The organism is Streptomyces sp. 8L (assembly GCF_020176795.1).
GTDB lineage: Bacteria > Actinomycetota > Actinomycetes > Streptomycetales > Streptomycetaceae > Streptomyces.
The window spans coordinates 1-17581 of the sequence record NZ_JAIUKE010000100.1 but is presented as its reverse complement, the minus strand read 5'-3'; the positions used below and the strand labels follow the sequence as shown (position 1 = coordinate 17581).

17 protein-coding genes, 2 tRNA genes and 1 pseudogene are annotated in these 17581 nt (G+C 71.6%); 11 read left to right on the top strand and 9 right to left on the bottom strand.

Going from position 1 to position 17581, the window contains the following annotated elements:
- Together LCE31_RS10745 and LCE31_RS10740 are read left to right on the top strand one after the other, a co-directional pair.
- Positions 1–1124, top strand: a 1124-nt coding sequence (locus tag LCE31_RS10745; RefSeq protein WP_225013943.1) for a hypothetical protein, incomplete at its 5' end; no start/stop codon positions are given.
- Between the two features lie 144 nt (positions 1125–1268).
- Positions 1269–1463 carry a DUF1918 domain-containing protein gene (locus tag LCE31_RS10740; protein ID WP_225013942.1) on the top strand — a complete coding sequence of 65 codons (195 nt, stop codon included), beginning with the start codon at positions 1269–1271 and terminating at the stop codon, positions 1461–1463.
- A 151-nt stretch (positions 1464–1614) separates the two neighbouring features.
- On the opposite strand, the gene LCE31_RS10735 is transcribed toward LCE31_RS10740, so the two are convergent.
- From LCE31_RS10735 to LCE31_RS10720, 4 genes and pseudogenes are all read right to left on the bottom strand, one after another.
- Positions 1615–2085, bottom strand: a complete 471-nt coding sequence (locus LCE31_RS10735; RefSeq protein WP_225013941.1) for an NUDIX domain-containing protein — start codon at positions 2083–2085, stop codon at positions 1615–1617.
- Positions 2086–2087: 2 nt separating this feature from the next.
- A pseudogene (locus tag LCE31_RS10730) lies at positions 2088–2729 on the bottom strand (XRE family transcriptional regulator); the annotation flags it as partial.
- 75 nt (positions 2730–2804) lie between these two features.
- A tRNA-Arg gene (locus LCE31_RS10725) sits at positions 2805–2877 on the bottom strand.
- A gap of 167 nt (positions 2878–3044) precedes the next feature.
- A tRNA-Ser gene (locus LCE31_RS10720) sits at positions 3045–3136 on the bottom strand.
- 699 nt (positions 3137–3835) lie between these two features.
- Here LCE31_RS10720 and LCE31_RS41175 point away from each other — a divergent pair.
- Together LCE31_RS41175 and LCE31_RS10710 are read left to right on the top strand one after the other, a co-directional pair.
- On the top strand, positions 3836–4000 hold the full coding sequence (locus LCE31_RS41175) for a hypothetical protein (protein ID WP_441349409.1): 165 nt from the start codon (positions 3836–3838) through the stop codon (positions 3998–4000).
- Positions 4001–4322: 322 nt separating this feature from the next.
- A complete protein-coding gene (locus tag LCE31_RS10710) occupies positions 4323–8429 on the top strand; it encodes a PAS domain-containing protein (protein ID WP_225013940.1) in 4107 nt (1368 codons plus the stop codon).
- A gap of 141 nt (positions 8430–8570) precedes the next feature.
- Here the strand turns inward: LCE31_RS10710 and LCE31_RS10705 are convergent, their stop codons facing one another.
- The 5 genes from LCE31_RS10705 to LCE31_RS10685 all read right to left on the bottom strand — a co-directional run bounded on the left by LCE31_RS10705 (position 8571) and on the right by LCE31_RS10685 (position 13443).
- A complete protein-coding gene (locus LCE31_RS10705) occupies positions 8571–8996 on the bottom strand; it encodes a PPOX class F420-dependent oxidoreductase (protein ID WP_225013939.1) in 426 nt (141 codons plus the stop codon).
- Between the two features lie 271 nt (positions 8997–9267).
- The gene (locus LCE31_RS10700) at positions 9268–10917 is read right to left on the bottom strand and encodes a long-chain fatty acid--CoA ligase (RefSeq protein ID WP_225013945.1); all 1650 of its coding nucleotides are present in this window, start codon (positions 10915–10917) and stop codon (positions 9268–9270) included.
- A gap of 83 nt (positions 10918–11000) precedes the next feature.
- Positions 11001–12626 carry a recombinase family protein gene (locus LCE31_RS10695; RefSeq protein ID WP_225013938.1) on the bottom strand — a complete coding sequence of 542 codons (1626 nt, stop codon included), beginning with the start codon at positions 12624–12626 and terminating at the stop codon, positions 11001–11003.
- The gene (locus LCE31_RS10690; protein ID WP_225013937.1) at positions 12623–13012 is read right to left on the bottom strand and encodes a hypothetical protein; all 390 of its coding nucleotides are present in this window, start codon (positions 13010–13012) and stop codon (positions 12623–12625) included. The genes LCE31_RS10695 and LCE31_RS10690 overlap by 4 nt, the downstream gene beginning before the upstream one ends.
- Complete coding sequence (locus LCE31_RS10685) at positions 13009–13443, bottom strand: helix-turn-helix domain-containing protein (protein ID WP_225013936.1); 435 nt, start codon at positions 13441–13443, stop codon at positions 13009–13011. The genes LCE31_RS10690 and LCE31_RS10685 overlap by 4 nt, the downstream gene beginning before the upstream one ends.
- 230 nt (positions 13444–13673) lie before the next feature.
- On the opposite strand from LCE31_RS10685, the gene LCE31_RS10680 reads away from it, so the two are divergent.
- From LCE31_RS10680 to LCE31_RS10650, 7 genes are all read left to right on the top strand, one after another.
- Entirely contained in the window at positions 13674–13916 is a 243-nt protein-coding gene (locus LCE31_RS10680) for an XRE family transcriptional regulator (protein ID WP_225013935.1), read from the top strand.
- Positions 13913–14104, top strand: a complete 192-nt coding sequence (locus LCE31_RS10675) for a hypothetical protein (protein WP_225013934.1) — start codon at positions 13913–13915, stop codon at positions 14102–14104. Before LCE31_RS10680 ends, LCE31_RS10675 begins: the two co-directional genes overlap by 4 nt.
- Before the next feature lie 71 nt (positions 14105–14175).
- Complete coding sequence (locus LCE31_RS10670; protein WP_225013933.1) at positions 14176–14577, top strand: hypothetical protein; 402 nt, start codon at positions 14176–14178, stop codon at positions 14575–14577.
- Complete coding sequence (locus LCE31_RS10665) at positions 14574–14954, top strand: hypothetical protein (protein WP_225013932.1); 381 nt, start codon at positions 14574–14576, stop codon at positions 14952–14954. The genes LCE31_RS10670 and LCE31_RS10665 overlap by 4 nt, the downstream gene beginning before the upstream one ends.
- Entirely contained in the window at positions 14951–16021 is a 1071-nt protein-coding gene (locus LCE31_RS10660) for an ERF family protein (protein ID WP_225013931.1), read from the top strand. The genes LCE31_RS10665 and LCE31_RS10660 overlap by 4 nt, the downstream gene beginning before the upstream one ends.
- Entirely contained in the window at positions 16018–16641 is a 624-nt protein-coding gene (locus LCE31_RS10655; RefSeq protein ID WP_225013930.1) for a hypothetical protein, read from the top strand. The genes LCE31_RS10660 and LCE31_RS10655 overlap by 4 nt, the downstream gene beginning before the upstream one ends.
- Complete coding sequence (locus LCE31_RS10650) at positions 16638–17393, top strand: SAM-dependent methyltransferase (RefSeq protein WP_308042240.1); 756 nt, start codon at positions 16638–16640, stop codon at positions 17391–17393. Before LCE31_RS10655 ends, LCE31_RS10650 begins: the two co-directional genes overlap by 4 nt.
- Positions 17394–17581: the final 188 nt, after the last annotated feature.

The following is a 17581-nucleotide window of genomic DNA, read 5'->3' as shown; positions in this document are numbered from 1 at the left end:
CCCCCTCCCCCTCGCCCTCGCCCTCCGGGTCCCCGGGCAGGGTGACCGCGCCGCCCGCGACCGGCGCGCTCGCCGCCAACGTCAACCAGGACCTGGACCGGATCAGCTTCACGCAGCTGGCCGCCGTGTCGGGTACCTGGGTCCGGGGCTTCTACCAGATGGCGGAGGCGGACCACGGCAGCGTGGCGTCCCAGCCCGGTCCCGCGAAGCTGCTCACGGCCGCGGCGCACGGCTACGGAACCGTGCTGAACCTGAAGTTCCAGTACTCGGGGGCTCCGATACCGGTTCCCGGCACCCCCGCCATGCGGACCGCGCTCGCCCGTCTGGACAAGGTGCTGGCCGCGACCATGAACACCGTCGACATCGTGGTCATCGGCAACGAACCGTTCTTCGAGACGCGCAAGGCGGACAGCGGGAGCCCCCGCATCAACGCCTTCTACGAGGCCCTCGCCCTGCACGCGGCGGACTACCGGCAGCGGCGCTTCGGATCGCGCTGCCGTACGCAGCTCTACATGGGCGCGCTCACCGCACTGCACAAGCCCGCCTCCCGGACGGCGCAGACACGGCGCTGGATGTCCTTCACGGCCGGGACGCGCTCCCTCGCGGGAGTGGACATCCACCCGCACGTGGCCGCGCCGTCCGAGGCGCAGCAGTACGTCGACTACGTGCTGCCCTGGCTCCGCTCCGACCAGCGCTTCCTTGCCACCGAGTTCTCGCTGGTGCAGCTCTGGAAGGCGCATCTGGGCGACCGGGTCGATCCGGGCTTCGCCGCTGCCCACGGCCTTCGCAGCGGTACGCCGGTCTGGCAGGCCGTCAGGGACGACGGCGCGCGCCCCTTCGACGGGATGAAGTGGAACGACTTCCTGCTCTCCAACTCCTGGTACGCGGACAACCGCCACTTCCTGACGGAGCAGACAGCGCGCTTTCGCAGCACGGGGAAGCTCGCGGTGGCGGGATACGGGATCACCCAGGACAAGTCAGTGGTACGGAACTTCGGACCGGACAGCACGCCCTGGGTCTTCAACAGCCTGTTCTGCCCCTACACGTGCCAACCGGAGCCCAACGGCCAACCCGCGCAGAACACCACGTGGTGCCCCGAGTTCCGCGCGGCCCAACGCCACTGACGCGCCCCGTCCGCCGCCGTCCCGGCCCGGCACGCGCCCCTCGCGCTCACGTCACCGGTTAGAGCGAACCCGCGCCGCGCGTCGTTCCGCCACGGCCATTCGCGGGCAAGGCGGAGGAGGACCACTCGACAGAAAGGTGCCGGCGTGCGTGCGAGTGTGGGTGACAGGCTTCTGGTTCATGGCCGCGTAGAGGGCCAGCCGGATCGCTCCGCGGAGATCGTGGAGGTGCTCGGACCGGAGGGCTCGCCTCCCTACCGGGTCCGTTTCGAGGACGGGCACGAAACGCTGATGAGCCCGGGCCCGGACAGCGTGGTCCGCCACTCCGGGTCCGAGGACTAGCCACGGCCCGGCCCGACGTCCGCCGTCGAACACCGCCCGCCACGGCATACGCCGAAGGCCCCCAGGATTTCTCCTGGGGGCCTTCGGCCTGCTGTGCACTCGGGAGGATTCGCTGTTGCGATCAGGATTGCCGACACCGCTCCCTGAGGCGTCAGCCGAGATACGGTCGCTCACGGCCTTCCAGGAAGTGCCGGAGCCGGAGCCGCTGCGTGTGGTGCATTGGCAGCTGATCGATTTCCTCCGGCTGGACGAACCGCAGCTCCGTGGACTCGTCCGAGATAGCGAGGCGCCCGCCTACCGCACGGGCGGTGAAGCAGATGTTGAACTGCCTGCGGACCTCGCCGTCCGAGTAGGCGATGACATGGCGCGGATCGGTGTACGTGCCCACGAGCCCCGTGATCTCGACGTCCAGGCCCGTTTCCTCCTTCACCTCGCGAACGGCTGTTCCTGGGAGTGAGTCGCTCAACTCCATGCCGCCGCCGGGCAGTGCCCAGAGGTCGTTGTCCCGTCGGCGCTGAAGGAGGATGCGCCCCTCGTCGTCGGTGACCACGGCGGACGCGGCGACCACCAAGCTGTTCGGCTCGGGTGCCGATGGGTCGTCGTAGAACTCGGTCCGTGCCACGGTCATCCTTCGCTTACGGGCATCGCGGTCTCCCACACAGCGTCGAAGCTGCGGGTGTACGTGTCGAACATGCCGCCTTCTCCACTGCGCCGAAGATGCCACACGGGAGCACCGTAGGCGTTCACGCCCCAGACGTGCGCATTGATCATCACCTGGTCGTCCGCGCGGTAGATCGAGTTGTAGAGCGTGGTGGCGTGGGTCCGCACCTCGATACCGGGTACGTCGGCAAGGGGACGGTAGTGCATGAGGGCGAGGCGGCAACGGGACTCGATCCCGTGGCCGAACCTCTCTTCCGCGCCGCGCTGTTGCACGTTCGAACTGCCCGGGTCCCCAACCGCGATACGGACCAGGCACCCCGCAGCAGCTCGTTCTCGCAGCAGGTCGTTGAACCGAGGGTAGGACTCGTGCAGGAAGACGGCGGCGTACACCAACACGTCAATGTGTGCGCCGGCCTGGGCCAGCATGTTCGTGAAGACGGACACGGGGACATCGGCCCGCTGCTCGTACAAGGCCACCAGTTCCGGGCTGACAGCGCGGGCGGAGCGGGCCTGCCGCAGCGCCGGCCATAAAGCGTGCACGTCTTCTCCCAGCGTCTCCGCTGCCAGCATGGCCGTGGCGCGGCGCGGCGTACGTCCCAGATTGACCCTCCCCGTCGAGCTCGTCCGCCACGGCATACGTCGAAGGCCCCGAGATGATCTCTCGGGGCCTTCGGCCTGCTGTGCACTCGGCAGGATTCGAACCTGCAACCTTCTGATCCGTAGTCAGATGCTCTATCCGTTAAGCTACGAGTGCTCGCCCGGCGGGATCTTTGTCCCCCCTGCGGTGCGAGAACAACATTACATGACCTGCGGCTCCAGGTGAAATCCATTCGCCTCACCCCGCTGACCTGCGAAAACGTCGTCCGCTTCGGTGGTCCGCCCATGACTGAAGCCCCCGCCGGGGGCGGGGGCTTCTCGGTGCGGAGGCGGAGGGATTTGAACCCTCGATGGATGTATAAGACCCAAACCGCATTAGCAGTGCGGCGCCATAGACCGGACTAGGCGACGCCTCCATCGCCCGCGCACGCGCGGGCTTCTTGTGCAGATGATGGCACACCCGGGGGCGCGCTCACCAATCGGTTCTCACCGTACCGGGCGGCCCCTCCGCATGGCAAAGCACTCGCCAAGCGCAACGTCCTGGGCTCTGTCGCGTTGGTTCCCGTGAGTGGGTTCCGGCGAGCGTCCGGGACCGGTCCGGAGACCATCCTCAGGTTGGAGTCGCCTTGCTGCCTCGCGTGCGTTCCCGTCGTCGCTTCGTACCCCGCGTACCCCTGTCCCTGGCACCCATTGTGCCCCTTATGTCCGTGCTGCCTCTGGCGTTCGCCGGGCTCGCCGCCGCCGCGCCGGGTGCGGCGGCGCCTGGCGGGGTGCCGGGGGCCGCGCTGACCGTCGTCGTGTCCGACCCGTCCGGGGCGCGGGACGCCGGCAGCGCGCCGGACTCCACGTACGAGCTGAGGTGCGCGCCCGTCGGCGGCACGCACCCGGACGCCGCCGCCGCGGGGGGCCCGGGCGCCCGGGGGGGGGGGGGGGGGCCCCCCCCCGGGGCCCCCGGGGGCCCGGGGCCGGGGGGGCCCCGGGGGGGCGGGGGGCGCGCGCCCCCCCCCGCGGGGGGGGCGGGGCCGCGGGGGGGGCCCCCCCCCCCCCCCCCCCCCGCCCCCGCGGGCGCCCGGCTCGAGGGGTTCGGGCGCGAAGGCCGCGACCCGTTCGCGCCGGTGCCCGCGGGCCGGCTGTGCACCCAGATCTACGGGGGCCCCGAGACCGCCCACGTCACCGGCGTCTGGCACGGCCGTGTCGTCGACGCCACCTTCGACCGGCGTAACGGATGTGAGATCACTCGCTGGCGGCAGCTCGTACCCCTGCTGCCCGACCTCGGCTGACAGGCGGCGCGGGACCGGAGGCCCGGGGCCGCGGGACGTGGTGAGGGAAGGCCGCGGGGCCTGGTGGGGGACGGCCGTGGGCCGCGGTGACGGACGGGCGCGAGGTGTGCGGCGGGCGGGCGTGGAGACGTCGTGCCCATGGCATGGCCATCCTGTCGCGCCGGGCCGCCGCCGCGCTCACGCCGTCCGCACATCCTCGATCCGCCCTCGCTTCCACATCCCCAGCGCTTAGACTCCCTCCCGTGACAGGCCGGGTCCCGGCAGGCAAGATGGCTTCGCGGCAGGTCCGCAAAGCGCAGTGGGTCAGGGAGGAAGCGTCGTCGTGAGCAGCAGGCCATCCCGAGGCGCTGCTCGTCTCGCAGCCATACTCGACGCGCTGCCCGACGGCCTCGTCCTCGTCAACGCCAACGGCACTGTCGTGAACGCCAACGCGATCGCGCTGGAGATGTTCGAGTCCCCGGGCACGGCGCTCGTCGGCCGGGGCCTGCTCGACCTGCTGCCCGAGTTCGACTCCAAGCTCATCCCCGGCTCGATGCGCCGTCCCGCCTCCACGGACACGCGGGGCCGGACGAAGCCGACGCGGATGACCGCGCGGCGTACCGACGGCGCCGAGTTCCCCGTCGAGGTGACGAGCGCGAGCCTGGACAGCCGCGACGCGTACCGCGACACGGCGGGCGGCTACCACGGCGACGAGCTGCTGATGCTCGTCGTCCGGGACCTCGCGGGCACCGTCGACACCGAGGCCGAACTGGCCCGCTCGCAGCGGCAGACCGAGATGATCCTGCGCGCCGCCTCCGAGGGCGTGGTCGGCACGGACACCGACGGCCGCGTCGTCCTGGTGAACCCGGCCGCCGCCCAGATCCTCGGATTCCGCGCCACCGACCTCGGGGGCCGGGAGCTGCACACGCTCGTCCTGCACTCGCGGGCGAACGGCGACCCGTTCCCGTACGACGAGTCGCCGCTCGCCGACACCCTCCGCTCCGGGCGCAAGCACCGGGTGCGGGGCCAGGTGCTGTGGGCGAAGAACGGTTCCGCCGTACCCGTCGACCTGACCACCGCACCGGTGCGCGACGGCGATCAGCTGGTCGGCGCGGTCATGACGTTCCTCGACCGGCGCGCCCACGAGGAACTCCTCAAGACGCACGCCGACGAGATCGCGGAGATCAAGGAGGGCGCGGCCGAGGAGCTGAGGAGCGAGACCGAGCGCCTCACCGCGGAGCGGGACGAGGTCGAGGAACGCCTCACCGCCGAACGGGACGACGTGGAGCAGCGGCTCACCGCAGAACGGGACGACCTGGAGCAGCGGCTGACCGCGCGGCTGCGGGAGACCGAGGACGCCGCCACGGCCGAACTCGCCGACCGCAGCGACCGGTACGCGGCCGAGATCGAGGAACTCGCCGAACGGTACGAGTTCGTGTCGGCGCGCCACGCCCAGCTCACCGCCGTACTCGGCGACGCGCTGCGCGGCCCGCTGGAGGAGCTGCGCGGCGAACTCTCCTCCCTCGCCGCCGACCCGGCCGGTCAGCTGTGGCCCGAGGCCAACCAGATCCTGCACCACCTGGCCGCCGGGTACGCCCGGATGACCACCCTCGTCGACAACGTACTCGGCTACCAGCGCCTCGACGCGGGCACCGAGCAGCTCTCCAAGTCGAAGGTCCTGCTGGACGGTGTCGTCGCGGCGGGCGTCGACGGGGCGGTCGAGCTCATCGGGCCCGGCAGGGCGCAGTTCGCCGTGCACGCTCCGCCGATCGAGGCGGAGGCCGACCCCGGCCGGCTCGCGACGGCGCTCGCGCACCTGATCGCGGACGTGGCCGGCGTGGACGCGACCGGCCGCACCCGGCAGCAGCAGGTACAGCCCGGCGGCTACGTCGACTCGACGATCGTGGTCGCCGCCGCCCAGCGCGACAACGTCGTACGGATCGAGGTGCGCGGGCCGTTCCCCGGCGGCGACCCGGTGCACGAGCCGATCGTCCAGGGCATCGTCCGGGCCCACGGCGGGGTGCTCCAGACCCACGAGGTGCCCGGACTGGGCGGTCGCGCCTACGTACTGGAGCTGCCGCTCGGCGAGGGCGGCGGCACGGTGCAGGCGGCGGGCGCCCTCGCCCCGTACCAGGAGGCGACCGGCGCGCCCGGTACGACCATGGGCGGCTCGGGCGGCGGGGGGGGGCCGGGGGGGCCGCGGGGGGGGCCCCCCCCCCCGCGGGGGGCGCCCCGGGGGGGGGGCCCCCCCGGGGGGGCGGGGGGGGGGGGGGGGGCGCGCCCCGGCGGCCCGGGGGCGGCAGACGCGGTGGCCGGTGCCGGTGGTGCCGGTGGCCCCGGTGGGGGTGCCGGGAACGGTGCGCCTACGGGTACGGGGCGTCGGCGCGGCCGGCCCAGCGCGGCCGACGGCCGTGCGAACGGCGGCCCCGGCGGCTTCGGCGCCGTGGCGGACAGTGGGCGCGGTGTGGCCGTACCGCCGCAGGGCGGGCCCGTGGACCAGTACGGGGCTGACCAGTACGGGGCGGGGGGCCGGCGGGCGCTGCCCGCGCTGCCGTCGGGCCCTGTCGCGCCGCAGCCCGCGATCGCGGAGGCGGCGTCGCTGGCGCCGGTACCGCCGCCGGGCGGCGGCATGACGGCCCAGGGCACCCAGGGTCCCCAAGGCACCCAGGGCTCCGTAAGGCAGCAGGGGCCTCAGGCGCAACAGGCACACCACGTACAGCAGGAGCAACCGGCGCAGCCGAGCGGCCGACGTGCGCGGCGTGCGCTGGCGCAGGCCCAGGGCGAATCCGCCGCGGCCGAGGCGCCCCGTTCGCAGTTCGCCCTGCCGCCCGGTGCCGGCGACCACGACGACGATTCGCTTCCCGGACGCCACGACATCGCGGGGGCCGCGGCGGAGGACGACCACACGCCGCCGCAGGCACACCCCCTCCACGGGACCCACGGTGCGCACGGGGCACAGGCCGCGCGCGGGACGCAGACGGCGGCCGGTGTGCCCGGGGCGCCCGGTGCGCAAGAGAGCCAGGAGCAGGCCAGGCCACAACAGGGCGCGGGTGCCGCACCGGCTGCTTCGAGGAACGCCCCGGCGCACGCCCCCGCGCAGGGAAGCCGGACCGCAAACCAGGCCACCGGACCCCAGGCCGGGCCCCAGGCCGCAAACCAGGCCACCGGACAGCAGACCGGGCCCCAGGCCAACGGGCCCCAGGCCGGGCAGCAGCATCCCGTGCCGCACCCCCGCGCGCAGCAGCAGCCCGCGCAGCCGCTGCCCGACGAGACCCCGCCGGGCGGCACCGCCACCGGACGCGACACCCAGGGCCGGGCGTTCAGTGTGCGCACGCTCGGCCAGGGCGTGCCGTTCGCCCGGCCGGGCAACGCTCCCGCCCCCGGCGGCCCCGGCACCGGCCCGCTCGCCGCGAACCGCAGGCGCAAGCTGGGCACCCGTACCGAAACCGGACCCGGGACCGGCGCTTCCCCCCAGCAGTCCGGGACGCCGTCGCAGGCGGCGAGGCCCGGCCCCGGGGCCACTCCCTCGGGCGGCACCAGCACCTCCGTTCCCATGCCGCCGTCGTCCCCGGGCACCTCCGCGACGGGCGCCGGGCGCTCGGAGGGGCGTTCGTACGCGATCGGCGCGCCGGACGAGGGCGCCGAAGGGCCCGAGCCGCTGGACGGCCCCGGCGGCGCGGTCGAGGTGGCCAACCGCCCGCAGCCGCAGCCCGTCGACGACGAGCTGCCGCCCGAACCGCTGGACAACCCGCGCCGCCTGCTGGTCTGGCCCGCGCCCGACGTCTCGACGCAGCAGGCGCTGAGCGAGCGCGGCTACCGGCCCGTTGTCGTGCACTCACGCGAAGAGGTCGACGCGCAGATCGCCGCCTTCCCCGCGGCGCTGTTCGTGGACCCGCTGACCGGCCCGATCACCCGCACCGCGCTCCAGTCGCTGCGCCAGGCGGCGGTGGCGGCCGAGGTGCCCGTCCTCGTCACGGCGGGGCTCGGCCAGGCGAACCGCGAGGCGGCCTACGGCGCCGACCCCGCGGTCCTGCTCAAGGCTCTGGCCCCGCGCGACAGCGAGCAGCACCCGCCGCGCGTGCTGCTGATCGAGGAGCACGAGGAGATCGCGCTCGCGCTGACCTCGACGCTGGAGCGGCGCGGCATGCAGGTCGCCCTCGCCGCCGAGGACAACGAGGCGGTCGCACTCGCTGCCCAGATGCGGCCGAACCTCGTCGTCATGGACCTCATGCAGGTGCGGCGGAGGCGCGCGGGGATCATCGACTGGCTGCGCGCGAACGGCCAGTTGAACCGCACGCCGCTGGTCGTCTACACGTCCGTGGGCATCGACCCGGCCGAACTGCCGCGACTGGTCTCCGGTGAGACCGTGCTGTTCCTGGCGGAACGCTCCACGAGCGACGAGGTCCAGGCGCGCATCGTCGACCTCCTGGCGAAGATCGGCACGAACTAGGTCGGAGAGCAGGGGGACGGCACGCGGGTTCGACGTCCCGCAGGCCGCGCCCGCGTCCCGTACATCCCGTATGTCCGGAGGGGGCGGCCAACCCGCGCCCGCGTCCCGTACGTCCCCTACGCCTCGTACCGTCCGGGGCGGTCAGCCCGCGTCGGGGACCCAGCCGTACGCGTGCGTCAGAGGCAGCCGTACGAGGAGCCGCCGCTCGCTCACCATCGCCGCGCGGAACTCGGCCCAGTCGGGGTGTTCGCCGCGCAGCGCCCGGTAGTGGGCGACGAGCGCGTCGGCGGCGTCGTCGTCCGGGGCTCGGGTGACCTCGCCGAGTTCCGCGACGCCCTCGCCCACCGCGTACGCGCCGAAGGTGGGCGTCGTGACATAGAAGCTCGCGCGCGGATCGCGGCGCAGATTCCGGGTCTTGGCGCGTGTCTCGGTCACCGAGACGAGCACGATGCGGGGCTCGGGGTCCCACAGGTAGGAGACGTTCGACAGCTGCGGCCGGCCGTCGCGCTTCTGGGTGGTCAGGACACCGGTCTCGGTCGTACCGAACAGGTTCCAGGGATCGCTCACGGCGGCTCTCCTCGCGGGGCGCGGGTCGGTCGGGGGTGGGTCGGGGGAGACATCCCGCCTGCGTGCCCTCGTACAGCCGGGCGTCACACGGATGTCGTGGAGAGTGATCCTTGTCCTTCGCCAGGGCGACGGCAAGACGCACCGCCACGCCACCGCCCAACGCGAGCACCGGGGCGTCCTGGCCCGCGCCTCCCGGCCCGCGCCACTGCCCGACGCGAACCCCGGGCGTGCCGACCCGGGCGCCCCAGCCCGCGCGTCCCGGCCCGCGTGGCTAGAGCCGTGTCACGTCCAGTTCGCCGTTCGCGTACTGCCGCCTGATGACCTTCTTGTCGAACTTTCCCACGCTCGTCTTCGGCACCGAGGCCACCAGCGCCCACCGTTCCGGCACCTGCCACCTCTCGACGCGCCCCGTCAGGAACTCCTTGAGTTCCGGGTAGCCGACGGCCCGGCCCTCTTTCAGGACGACGACGGCGAGGGGGCGTTCGCCCCACCTGTCGTCGGGGACGGCCACCACCGCGGCCTCCAGCACGGCCGGATGCCCCATCAGCGCGTTCTCCAGGCTGACGCTGGAGATCCACTCGCCGCCCGACTTGATGACGTCCTTCGCGCGGTCCGTCAGCGTCAGGTAGCCGTCGGGGCTGATGACGCCCACGTCGCCGGTCCGCAGCCAGCCGTCCTCGCTGAACTTGTCCTCGGGCACGAGCTCCTTGCCCGGACTGCCGCCGTAGTAGGCGCGGGCCACCCAGGGGCCCCGTACCTCCAGTTCGCCGGCCGACTCGTTGTCCCACGGCAGCATGGCGCCGTCGGGACCGGCGAGCCGCGGTTCCACGCCGACGGGGAAGTGGCCCTGGGTGATCCGGTAGGGCCACTCCTCCTCGGGGGTGAGTCCGGCCGGCGGGTCGGTGGTGGTGCCGAGGGGCGAGGTCTCCGTCATGCCCCAGGTGTGCAGGACGCGGACGCCGAGCTTGTCGTAGGCCTCCATCAGCGCGGGCGGGCAGGCGGAGCCGCCGATGGTGACGCGGGCCATGGACGACAGGTCGCGGGGGCGCGCGGTGACCTCGGCGAGCAGGCCCTGCCAGATGGTGGGGACCGCGGCGGCGTGGGTGGGCCGCTCCTGCTCGATCATGTCGGCGAGCGGGGCGGGCTGCAGGAACCGGTCGGGCATCAGCATGTTCGCGCCGACCATGAAGGTCGCGTGCGGGACGCCCCAGGCGTTCACGTGGAACTGGGGCACGACCACCAGCGTGAGGTCCTTCTCGGTGAGGCCGAGCGCCGCCGTGGTGTTGGCCTGCATGGAGTGCAGGTAGATCGAACGGTGGGAGAAGACCACGCCCTTGGGGTCGCCGGTGGTGCCGGAGGTGTAGCACATGGCGGCGCCGGAGCGCTCGTCGAGATCCGGCCAGTCGAAGGCGTCGAAGTCGGGCGACTGACCCGCGAGGAGTTCCTCGTACTCGTGCACCTGCACGTCCGCCGCAGCCTCCGCGAGCAGCGAGCGGTCGCCCGGGCCGCTCACGACGACGTGTTCGACCGTGGGGAGGTGGGGAAGGACCGGTGCGAGGAGCGGCAGCAGCGAACCGTTGACGATGATCACGCGGTCTTCCGCGTGGTTGGCGACGTAGATCAACTGCTCGGACGGCAGCCGCAGGTTGAGGGTGTGCAGGATCGCGCCCATGGCCGGGATGGCGAGATACGCCTCCACGTGTTCGGCGTTGTTCCACATCAGCGTGCCCAAAACACTCCCCTCGGTAAGTCCGAGGGTGCGTAGAGCCTGGGCGAGCTGTACAGATCGCTGCCCGATTTCGGCGAACGTGCGTCGCCGCGGTTCAGCGTCTCCGGTCCACGTGCTCACGGTTGACCGAGCGTGAACGGTCATCCCGTGTTCCAAGATCCGGCGGACCGTGAGCGGGTAATCGTCCATCATGGTGCTTCGCACAGCATCCTCCCGGTGACGCTCACGCGCCGTTGCGACCTTGGGAAGATTCTGCGGTCATACCTACCGGTAGGTCACTGGTCGCGACCAGGTTTCTTCTGCCGCGCGGGCCACGGGTCGGGTTCCCACATGGGGTGAACATGGATCTCGTGATTCTCCGGCCCCGGGCCGTGCCGGACTATCGCGACTCGTCGTATGAGCTGCCGGAGAATCATGTTCCGTTCTCTGGTTTTCAGGGTTGGCCACTCCTCGACCGTGCCAACGACCAGAGGTACGAACTCGCCGCGGTCCGGTAGCGGCTCTACTTCCGGGATGCTGTCGAGCAACTGCTGTGCTTCGGCGCGCTTCGCCCGAATGAGCTCCGCGGCCTCTTCGTACTCGCCGGCCCCGAAGTCCTCTGGGTTGGCTGCATGCTCGGCACGGAGTCTCGCGAGGGCCTGCCTCTGCTTATCGACGTCGGCCTGTGCTCGGGCTCGCGCGGTCAGGTTTGCCGCCTGCTCCGCAGCGAGATCGCGTTCGGCGGTCGGCTCGGCCGAAGGGGCACCGTCGATACCGAGTGCGGCCTCGCGTGCGAGCCAAGCGAACACCTCCTTCTCGACGAGCGTCCGTTCGATCAGGATTCCCTCACACGCCAGTGCCCCAGCCTTCGCGCGGTTGCTGCACCGGTACGCGAACCCTGGCACGTTCATGCCGTCGCGGCGCGCCGTGTTGAGGCTGGTCCCCATGCGGCAGCCGGCGCACTTGCAGAGGCCCGTCAGCTCGTAGATGCCCGTTCGGGAGCGCGGCGCGGTCGCCTGCACCTCCTTTCTTCGCTGCTGATACGCGCGCCACAGGTCGAAGTCGATCAACTCCTCTTGTGCGCCTTGGATGAAGATTCGGTTCCGGCACGTGCCGTCGGTCTTGCGGCATCGGCACTCCGGGTTGTGCACGATCAGGAGTCCGGCAGCAAAGCCGCTGTCCATGTAGCGCGTGAGGGTTTCGGTGTGCCACAGCTCGCCTTGCGTGGTGCGATGTCCAGCGGCATTGAGCCGGCCGCACAGGACAGAGAAGCCGTCGCCGGCGACGTATGCGCGATACAGGTCCGCGGCAACGGGCCCCGTCGATTCGTCTGCCTCGTACTTCTCCTTCTGTAGCTTGCCGGTGCTCTGGTCGTAGCGGCGGTGCCACACGTATCCGAAGCGCTTGCGTCCCTGGGCGGGAAGGCGCAGCTTGTAGCGTCGGTGGTCGTGGGTCTCTCGCCACTGTTCGCCGGCGCGGTCGCTCTCGAAGGCGGAAAATTCGAGGATCATGCCGCGCTGAAACCTGCCGATGGCGGTCGACGCGTCGACGGGCTCGGTTGCTGATTCCAGCTCGCCGCCCGCCTGTTGCAGGCGAGCGAGGTTGATGGCGTTACCGGTGCGGTCTCGTCCGAAGCGCGAATACCGCCAGACTGCGACGCCGCGTGCCTCGCCGGCCTCGACGCGCTCGATACACGCCATGATCTTGCGTTTGAAGTGCCGGCCGGAGACGTCGAGGTCTTCGATCCACCCGATGATCCGTTTGCCGTTGCGCTTCGCCCACTGGCTGATTGCATCGCGCTGGAGCTCGGGCGAGATTTTCTCTTCTTTCCACGTGGATACGCGGATGTAAGCGAGCCACGGGGCGCCGTCCTCATCGGTCGGCGCGCCGCGGAAGGTTGCAGGTATGTCGAGCTGCGTCATTGGGCCTTCCGTTCGTTGTGGCGGGGACGGTGCGGGCGCAGTGAGATCACATTGCCCGGGGCCTGTTCGACCGTGGCGCGGTCGCCCCCGTTGGGGCGGGGGGTGTTCTGGTCGAGCAGGCCGCGGGCGACGTGGTCGAGGGCACGTACGTAGCCGGCGTTATCGGCCTCGGCGAGCTGGGCCGCGTTGACCTGGTGGGTCTCGCGGATGGCGCGGATGACGAGCAGGGGTATTGCTGTGAGGGTGAGGAAGATTCCACACCGCTCGACGTCATCGTTACGTCCGAGCATGCCGAGTACGCCCATCGTCAGGCCCGTTCCGAGTAGCGAGACGGCGAGTATGGGCGTGTAGCGGCTGACCACGTGGTGCCTCCGTACTGGGTTCATTGCTCCGCGATTTGGCGTCCGTTGTCGTCGTCGCGGGTGGGGGTCCGTTGCAGGGTGTGTGTCATGGAGACGAAGACGCGTCGGGCCTGGTCGTCTTCGATGCCGAGTTCGTCGGCGGCCTGCTCGGGTGTGATGCGGCGCGTGCCTGTCTCCGGGTTCTGCACCGCCCCGAGTGCTTCTCGGGTGAGGACACCTGCTTGAACCAGTACCTCGCCGAGTGGGAGTCGTAGCGCGTCGGCGAGTAGGGCGAGTACGCGTGTGTCTGTGGCGCCGTGGCCTCCGAGGATGCGGCTAACCGTGGCCCGGCCGATGCCGGAGTCTTCGGCGAACTTCGTTTGTCCGCCGCCGCGGATGCCGAGGTCATAGCCGCGGCTCGTGAGCTGATCTCGGAGCCACAGGCCGAATGCCTTGGGTCCTGACTGTTGTTCCATGGATGGAACATACCGCGCGTGGACAGCGTTACGCATGGGTTGGTGCGGGCGCGGCGAATTCGCGTCCTTTTCATGGCCATTCGCCCCCCAGCAAGACCGTGTATCGAACAGGTGACCGATTGTGCTCGGGCATATGTCGACTGTCAACGGCTAATTGATCTTCCCGCGGTCGCCCCATAACGGACATTGGTCGCCTTGCATGGCACGATCATCGCGGGTATGTTCCATCCGTGGACGGAAACGATCCGTCTATGGGAGGACGCAACGTGTACGACCGCTCTCTACTGATCGCCGCCGCCCGTGACATGGGCGACCGCAACCCGTCAGACACGGCACGCCGCTTGAAGGTTGCACGAAACACCGCGTGGCGACTCTGGCACGGGCACACCGCGCCCTCGGCGAACCTCGCCGCCCTGGTGGAACGCGAATACGGCATCTCTGCACGCCAGTTGGTGAAGCGAGTCGCCGCATGAACAGCGAGGTCATTCCCCGCGAGGAAGCGTTCGCCAACGCCCGCCGCATCCTCGACCAGGCCCGCGCCCGACGCGACAGAGACCGCGCCGCCGGCCGCCTGCCCGCCGAGATCGAACTCGTCTGCCGCCGGCTGGAGCGCCAGCAGCGCGCCGCGGCGCCTGCCATCGAGCACCACGCCGCCGCCTGAACACACCGCGGGCCGCCCTGGATTGCGCCCAGGACGGCCCAGTCACGACACCACCGAGAGAGGCAGAAACCGTGAACGCTCCGGAGACTACCCGCCCGACCCTGCGCGCCGCCCTCGCCATCAACGGCGCCCGCGCCGCCCGCCGCTCGCTCACTCGCACCCGACTTATCGCCCGGCAGCTCGATGCCATCGCCCCGGGAACCGTCCACGTGCGGACCGTCCCCGTGTGGAAGGAGACGGACGGGACGGGGCGCCGCGCTACGTGGGTTGTCCTCGACGACGCCCTCGGCCTGCCGATCAAGGCAGACGCCGATGCCCACCGCGCCGCCCGCGGCCTGCTCGCCCGGATGTTCCCCGCCACCGACTGGACGCGGCCCCACGCCTACGACGCGCTCACCGGCGAGCTCAGCCTCGACGAGCCGGCCATGCCGGCCGAGCTCGCCCCGGCCATGCCCGAGGAGCCGCACCCGTGATCCGTCCGCAGCTCTCCGCCGACGGTCGGGCCGTCCGCCTGCCGATCGCGGGCCGTATGGCGCCGCTCCTCGACGAGCTCGCCCTCGCGTACGCCGAGGTGCCCGACGCCGTCGGTCGTCTGCTCGCCGCACACGCGGCGAGCGTGCTCGCCCTCGACTTCGCCACGTGCAGCGACGACGCCATCGACTACGGCCGCGCCATGCGCGCCGCCGAGTCGGACGGCACCCGCGAGGCCCTGCTCGACGAGATGCCCAGCGCCGTTCTGCTCGACGACCTGCTCGGCCCCGATGAGGCGATCACCCTCGCGGGCCGAATCACCCGACTCGCCGGCCGCATCCGCCACCGAGCCACCCCGGAAGGAACCACCCGCCCGTGACCGTCACCGCCCTGCACCCGGCCGCACCCGCGCTCCCGCCCACGGTCGAGATCGAACCCGCCCCACTCATCAGGACGGCCTACGAGCCGGCGCCCGCCGGCACACCGGCCGATTTGCCGCGGGTGTTCCAGGTCATCCACGGGGTCATGCGCGACGTGATGCCCGTCGGTAAGGATCAGCAGAACACCCAGCAGAACTACCAGTTCCGGGGCGTCGACGACGCCATGTCGGCCATGGCGGGCCCGATGCGCAACCACGGCTGTTTCATCGCTCCAGAGATCGCATCGCACAACCAGCGGCCCCGCGGCGAAAAGGGCACGCACACCGTGATCAAGATGCTGTACCGCATCTACGGGCCCGCAGGTGACTGCCTGCATGTCACCGTCCCGGGTGAAGCGATGGACACGGCCGACAAGTCCACCAACAAGGCCATGAGCGCCGCCCTCAAGTACATGCTGTTTCAGGTGTTCATGATCCCCGTGGACGCCCGCTCGATAGACGACAGCGACCGCGACAACCCCACGCCGCCGACCGAGCACCGCGCCGAGCGCCAGCGCAACCAACAGCGCCGCCAGCGTGGGCAACAGCGCCAGCAGCACTCTCGACCCAGCGACCGCAGCGAACCGGACCAGTGGGAGCAGCGGCCGGCCCAGAACCAGCAACAGGGCCCGAGGACTGACTACCTCGCCCACGCGGAGCGAGCCGGCACACCCGAGCAGTTCGACAAGATCCGGGCCGCTGCGGCGAACGCCGGCGCCCCAGCGGACTACCTCGCCAAGTTGGACGCCATCGCCGCCCGCAAGCGCGAGACCAGCCAGCAGGGCCAGCAAGGCGCCGGACAGACCCCGCAGCAGGGCGAGCGGCCGGCGCCGCCGGCGAACCCGCCCAAGAGCCCGGAGGCCGCCGCCGCGGACGCCGAGAACGCGCTCAGGCTCGCCGCCTCGCGCGCGAACCTGCCCACGCTCGACGCCGATTTCGAGCGCGTCTACGGCCTGCCGATCGCTCAGGCCGGCGCTCAGCAGATCGACGCGTTCCGCGCCCTGATCGAAAACGGGGGCGCGCGGTGACGGAACAGACCGAAGTCAAGCCGGCCGCGCCGGACCCTGCCGCCATCCGCGACGCGGTAACCCGTCAGGCCGTGCTCGGCGCCCTGCTCGACGAGATCAAGAACGCGTACAAGGACGCCAAGCGCGACGCCGACGACCTGCTCGACTCCGCGTACCGGGCGAGCGGCACCACCAAGACAGACGCGACGCTCCCCGACGGGACGAAGGTCGGTTCGGTCGCCCGGCAGGGGGGCGAACGCGAGGCGATGCTCGTCGACGAGGACGCGTTTCGGGCGTGGGTCCGGGACACGTACCCGACCGAACACGTCGTCGAGTTCGTGCCCGCACGGGTGGTGACTGCGGTACGCCCGGCGTTCGCGGGGCGGGTGCTTGCCGAGGCGACCGCGGCGGGAACTGCCCGGTACGTCGACCCCGTCACGGCAGAGGTTCACGAACTGCCCGGCGTCGAGCTGCGCCCGTCGCGGGCGGCCTCGCACCGGCTCACGTACACCCGCGGCAGCAAGGCACAGCCGACCGCGGGCCGCGACCTGGTCGCCGCCGCGTACCGTGCGGGCGCCCTCGCCGAGCACCTGCCCGCCGCCCTCGCTCCGCCGGATGCCGCGGCGGGGGACGTTCAGTGACGGCCGCCGTCCTCGACCGTCCGGGCACCGTCCACGTGCCCGGACAGTTGGACCACTCCCAGGCGTCCGCGCGGACGGGCTTCCCGCTCCCGTCCCGCCCGTGGAACGGCTTGACCGTGCTCGACGTGTTCTGTTGCCAGGGCGGGGCGTCTATGGGGTACTACCTCGCCGGTTTCGACGTCGTCGGAGTCGACAAGGAAGACCAGCCCCGCTACCCCTTCCCGTTCATCCAGGGCGACGCAATCGAGTACATCCTCGCCCACGGCCACGGGTACGACCTGATCGCCGGATCACCGCCGTGCCAGCGCTACACCCGCGCACAGATCCTCCGCGGTCGGGAACACCCCGACCTGATCGCGCCGACCCGCGCGGCGATGGAGGCCACCGGGCGGCCGTACATCATCGAGAACGTGGAGGGCGCACCCCTGCTTGACGTGGTGCTGTTGTGCGGCGCCATGTTCGGCATGCGGACCTACCGACACCGTCAGTTTGAATCGCCGCTTCCCCTCGGTACACGGCTGCACCCGCGCCATCTCGCCCCTGTCACCAAGATGGGCCGGACCGTGCGCAACGGCGAGTTCATGCACATCGTCGGCAACTTCACGGGCGTGGACCTCGCCCGAGAAATCATGGGCATGCCGTGGGCGAGCCGCGACGGACTGCGAGAGGCCATCCCGCCCGCCTACACGCAGTTTCTCGGCGAGCAGGCCGCCGAGCAGATCCTCGCCGAGCGCTACGGCACGGCCGCGTGAGCGCCGCACGTGAGGACACGCCTCCGCCGTCCTGCGAGCACGGCAACCCCCGGTGCGGAGCGGTGCCCGTCCGGCCGTACCCCTGCGGCCCGCGGTGCGACGAGCACCAGCCGGCCCGCACCCGCCCGTACTTCGCCCCCACCCATTGACCGGCCCGGGGGCGAGGAGCGTCCGCCGCCCTCGCCCCC

Coding starts and splice junctions, on each gene's coding strand:
- LCE31_RS10700 (WP_225013945.1), bottom strand. CDS start 10,917: ATGATGGACGATTACCCGCTCACGGTCCGCCGGATCTTGGAACACGGG.
- LCE31_RS10690 (WP_225013937.1), bottom strand. CDS start 13,012: ATGAACCCAGTACGGAGGCACCACGTGGTCAGCCGCTACACGCCCATA.
- LCE31_RS10695 (WP_225013938.1), bottom strand. CDS start 12,626: ATGACGCAGCTCGACATACCTGCAACCTTCCGCGGCGCGCCGACCGAT.
- LCE31_RS10675 (WP_225013934.1), top strand. CDS start 13,913: ATGAACAGCGAGGTCATTCCCCGCGAGGAAGCGTTCGCCAACGCCCGC.
- LCE31_RS10685 (WP_225013936.1), bottom strand. CDS start 13,443: ATGGAACAACAGTCAGGACCCAAGGCATTCGGCCTGTGGCTCCGAGAT.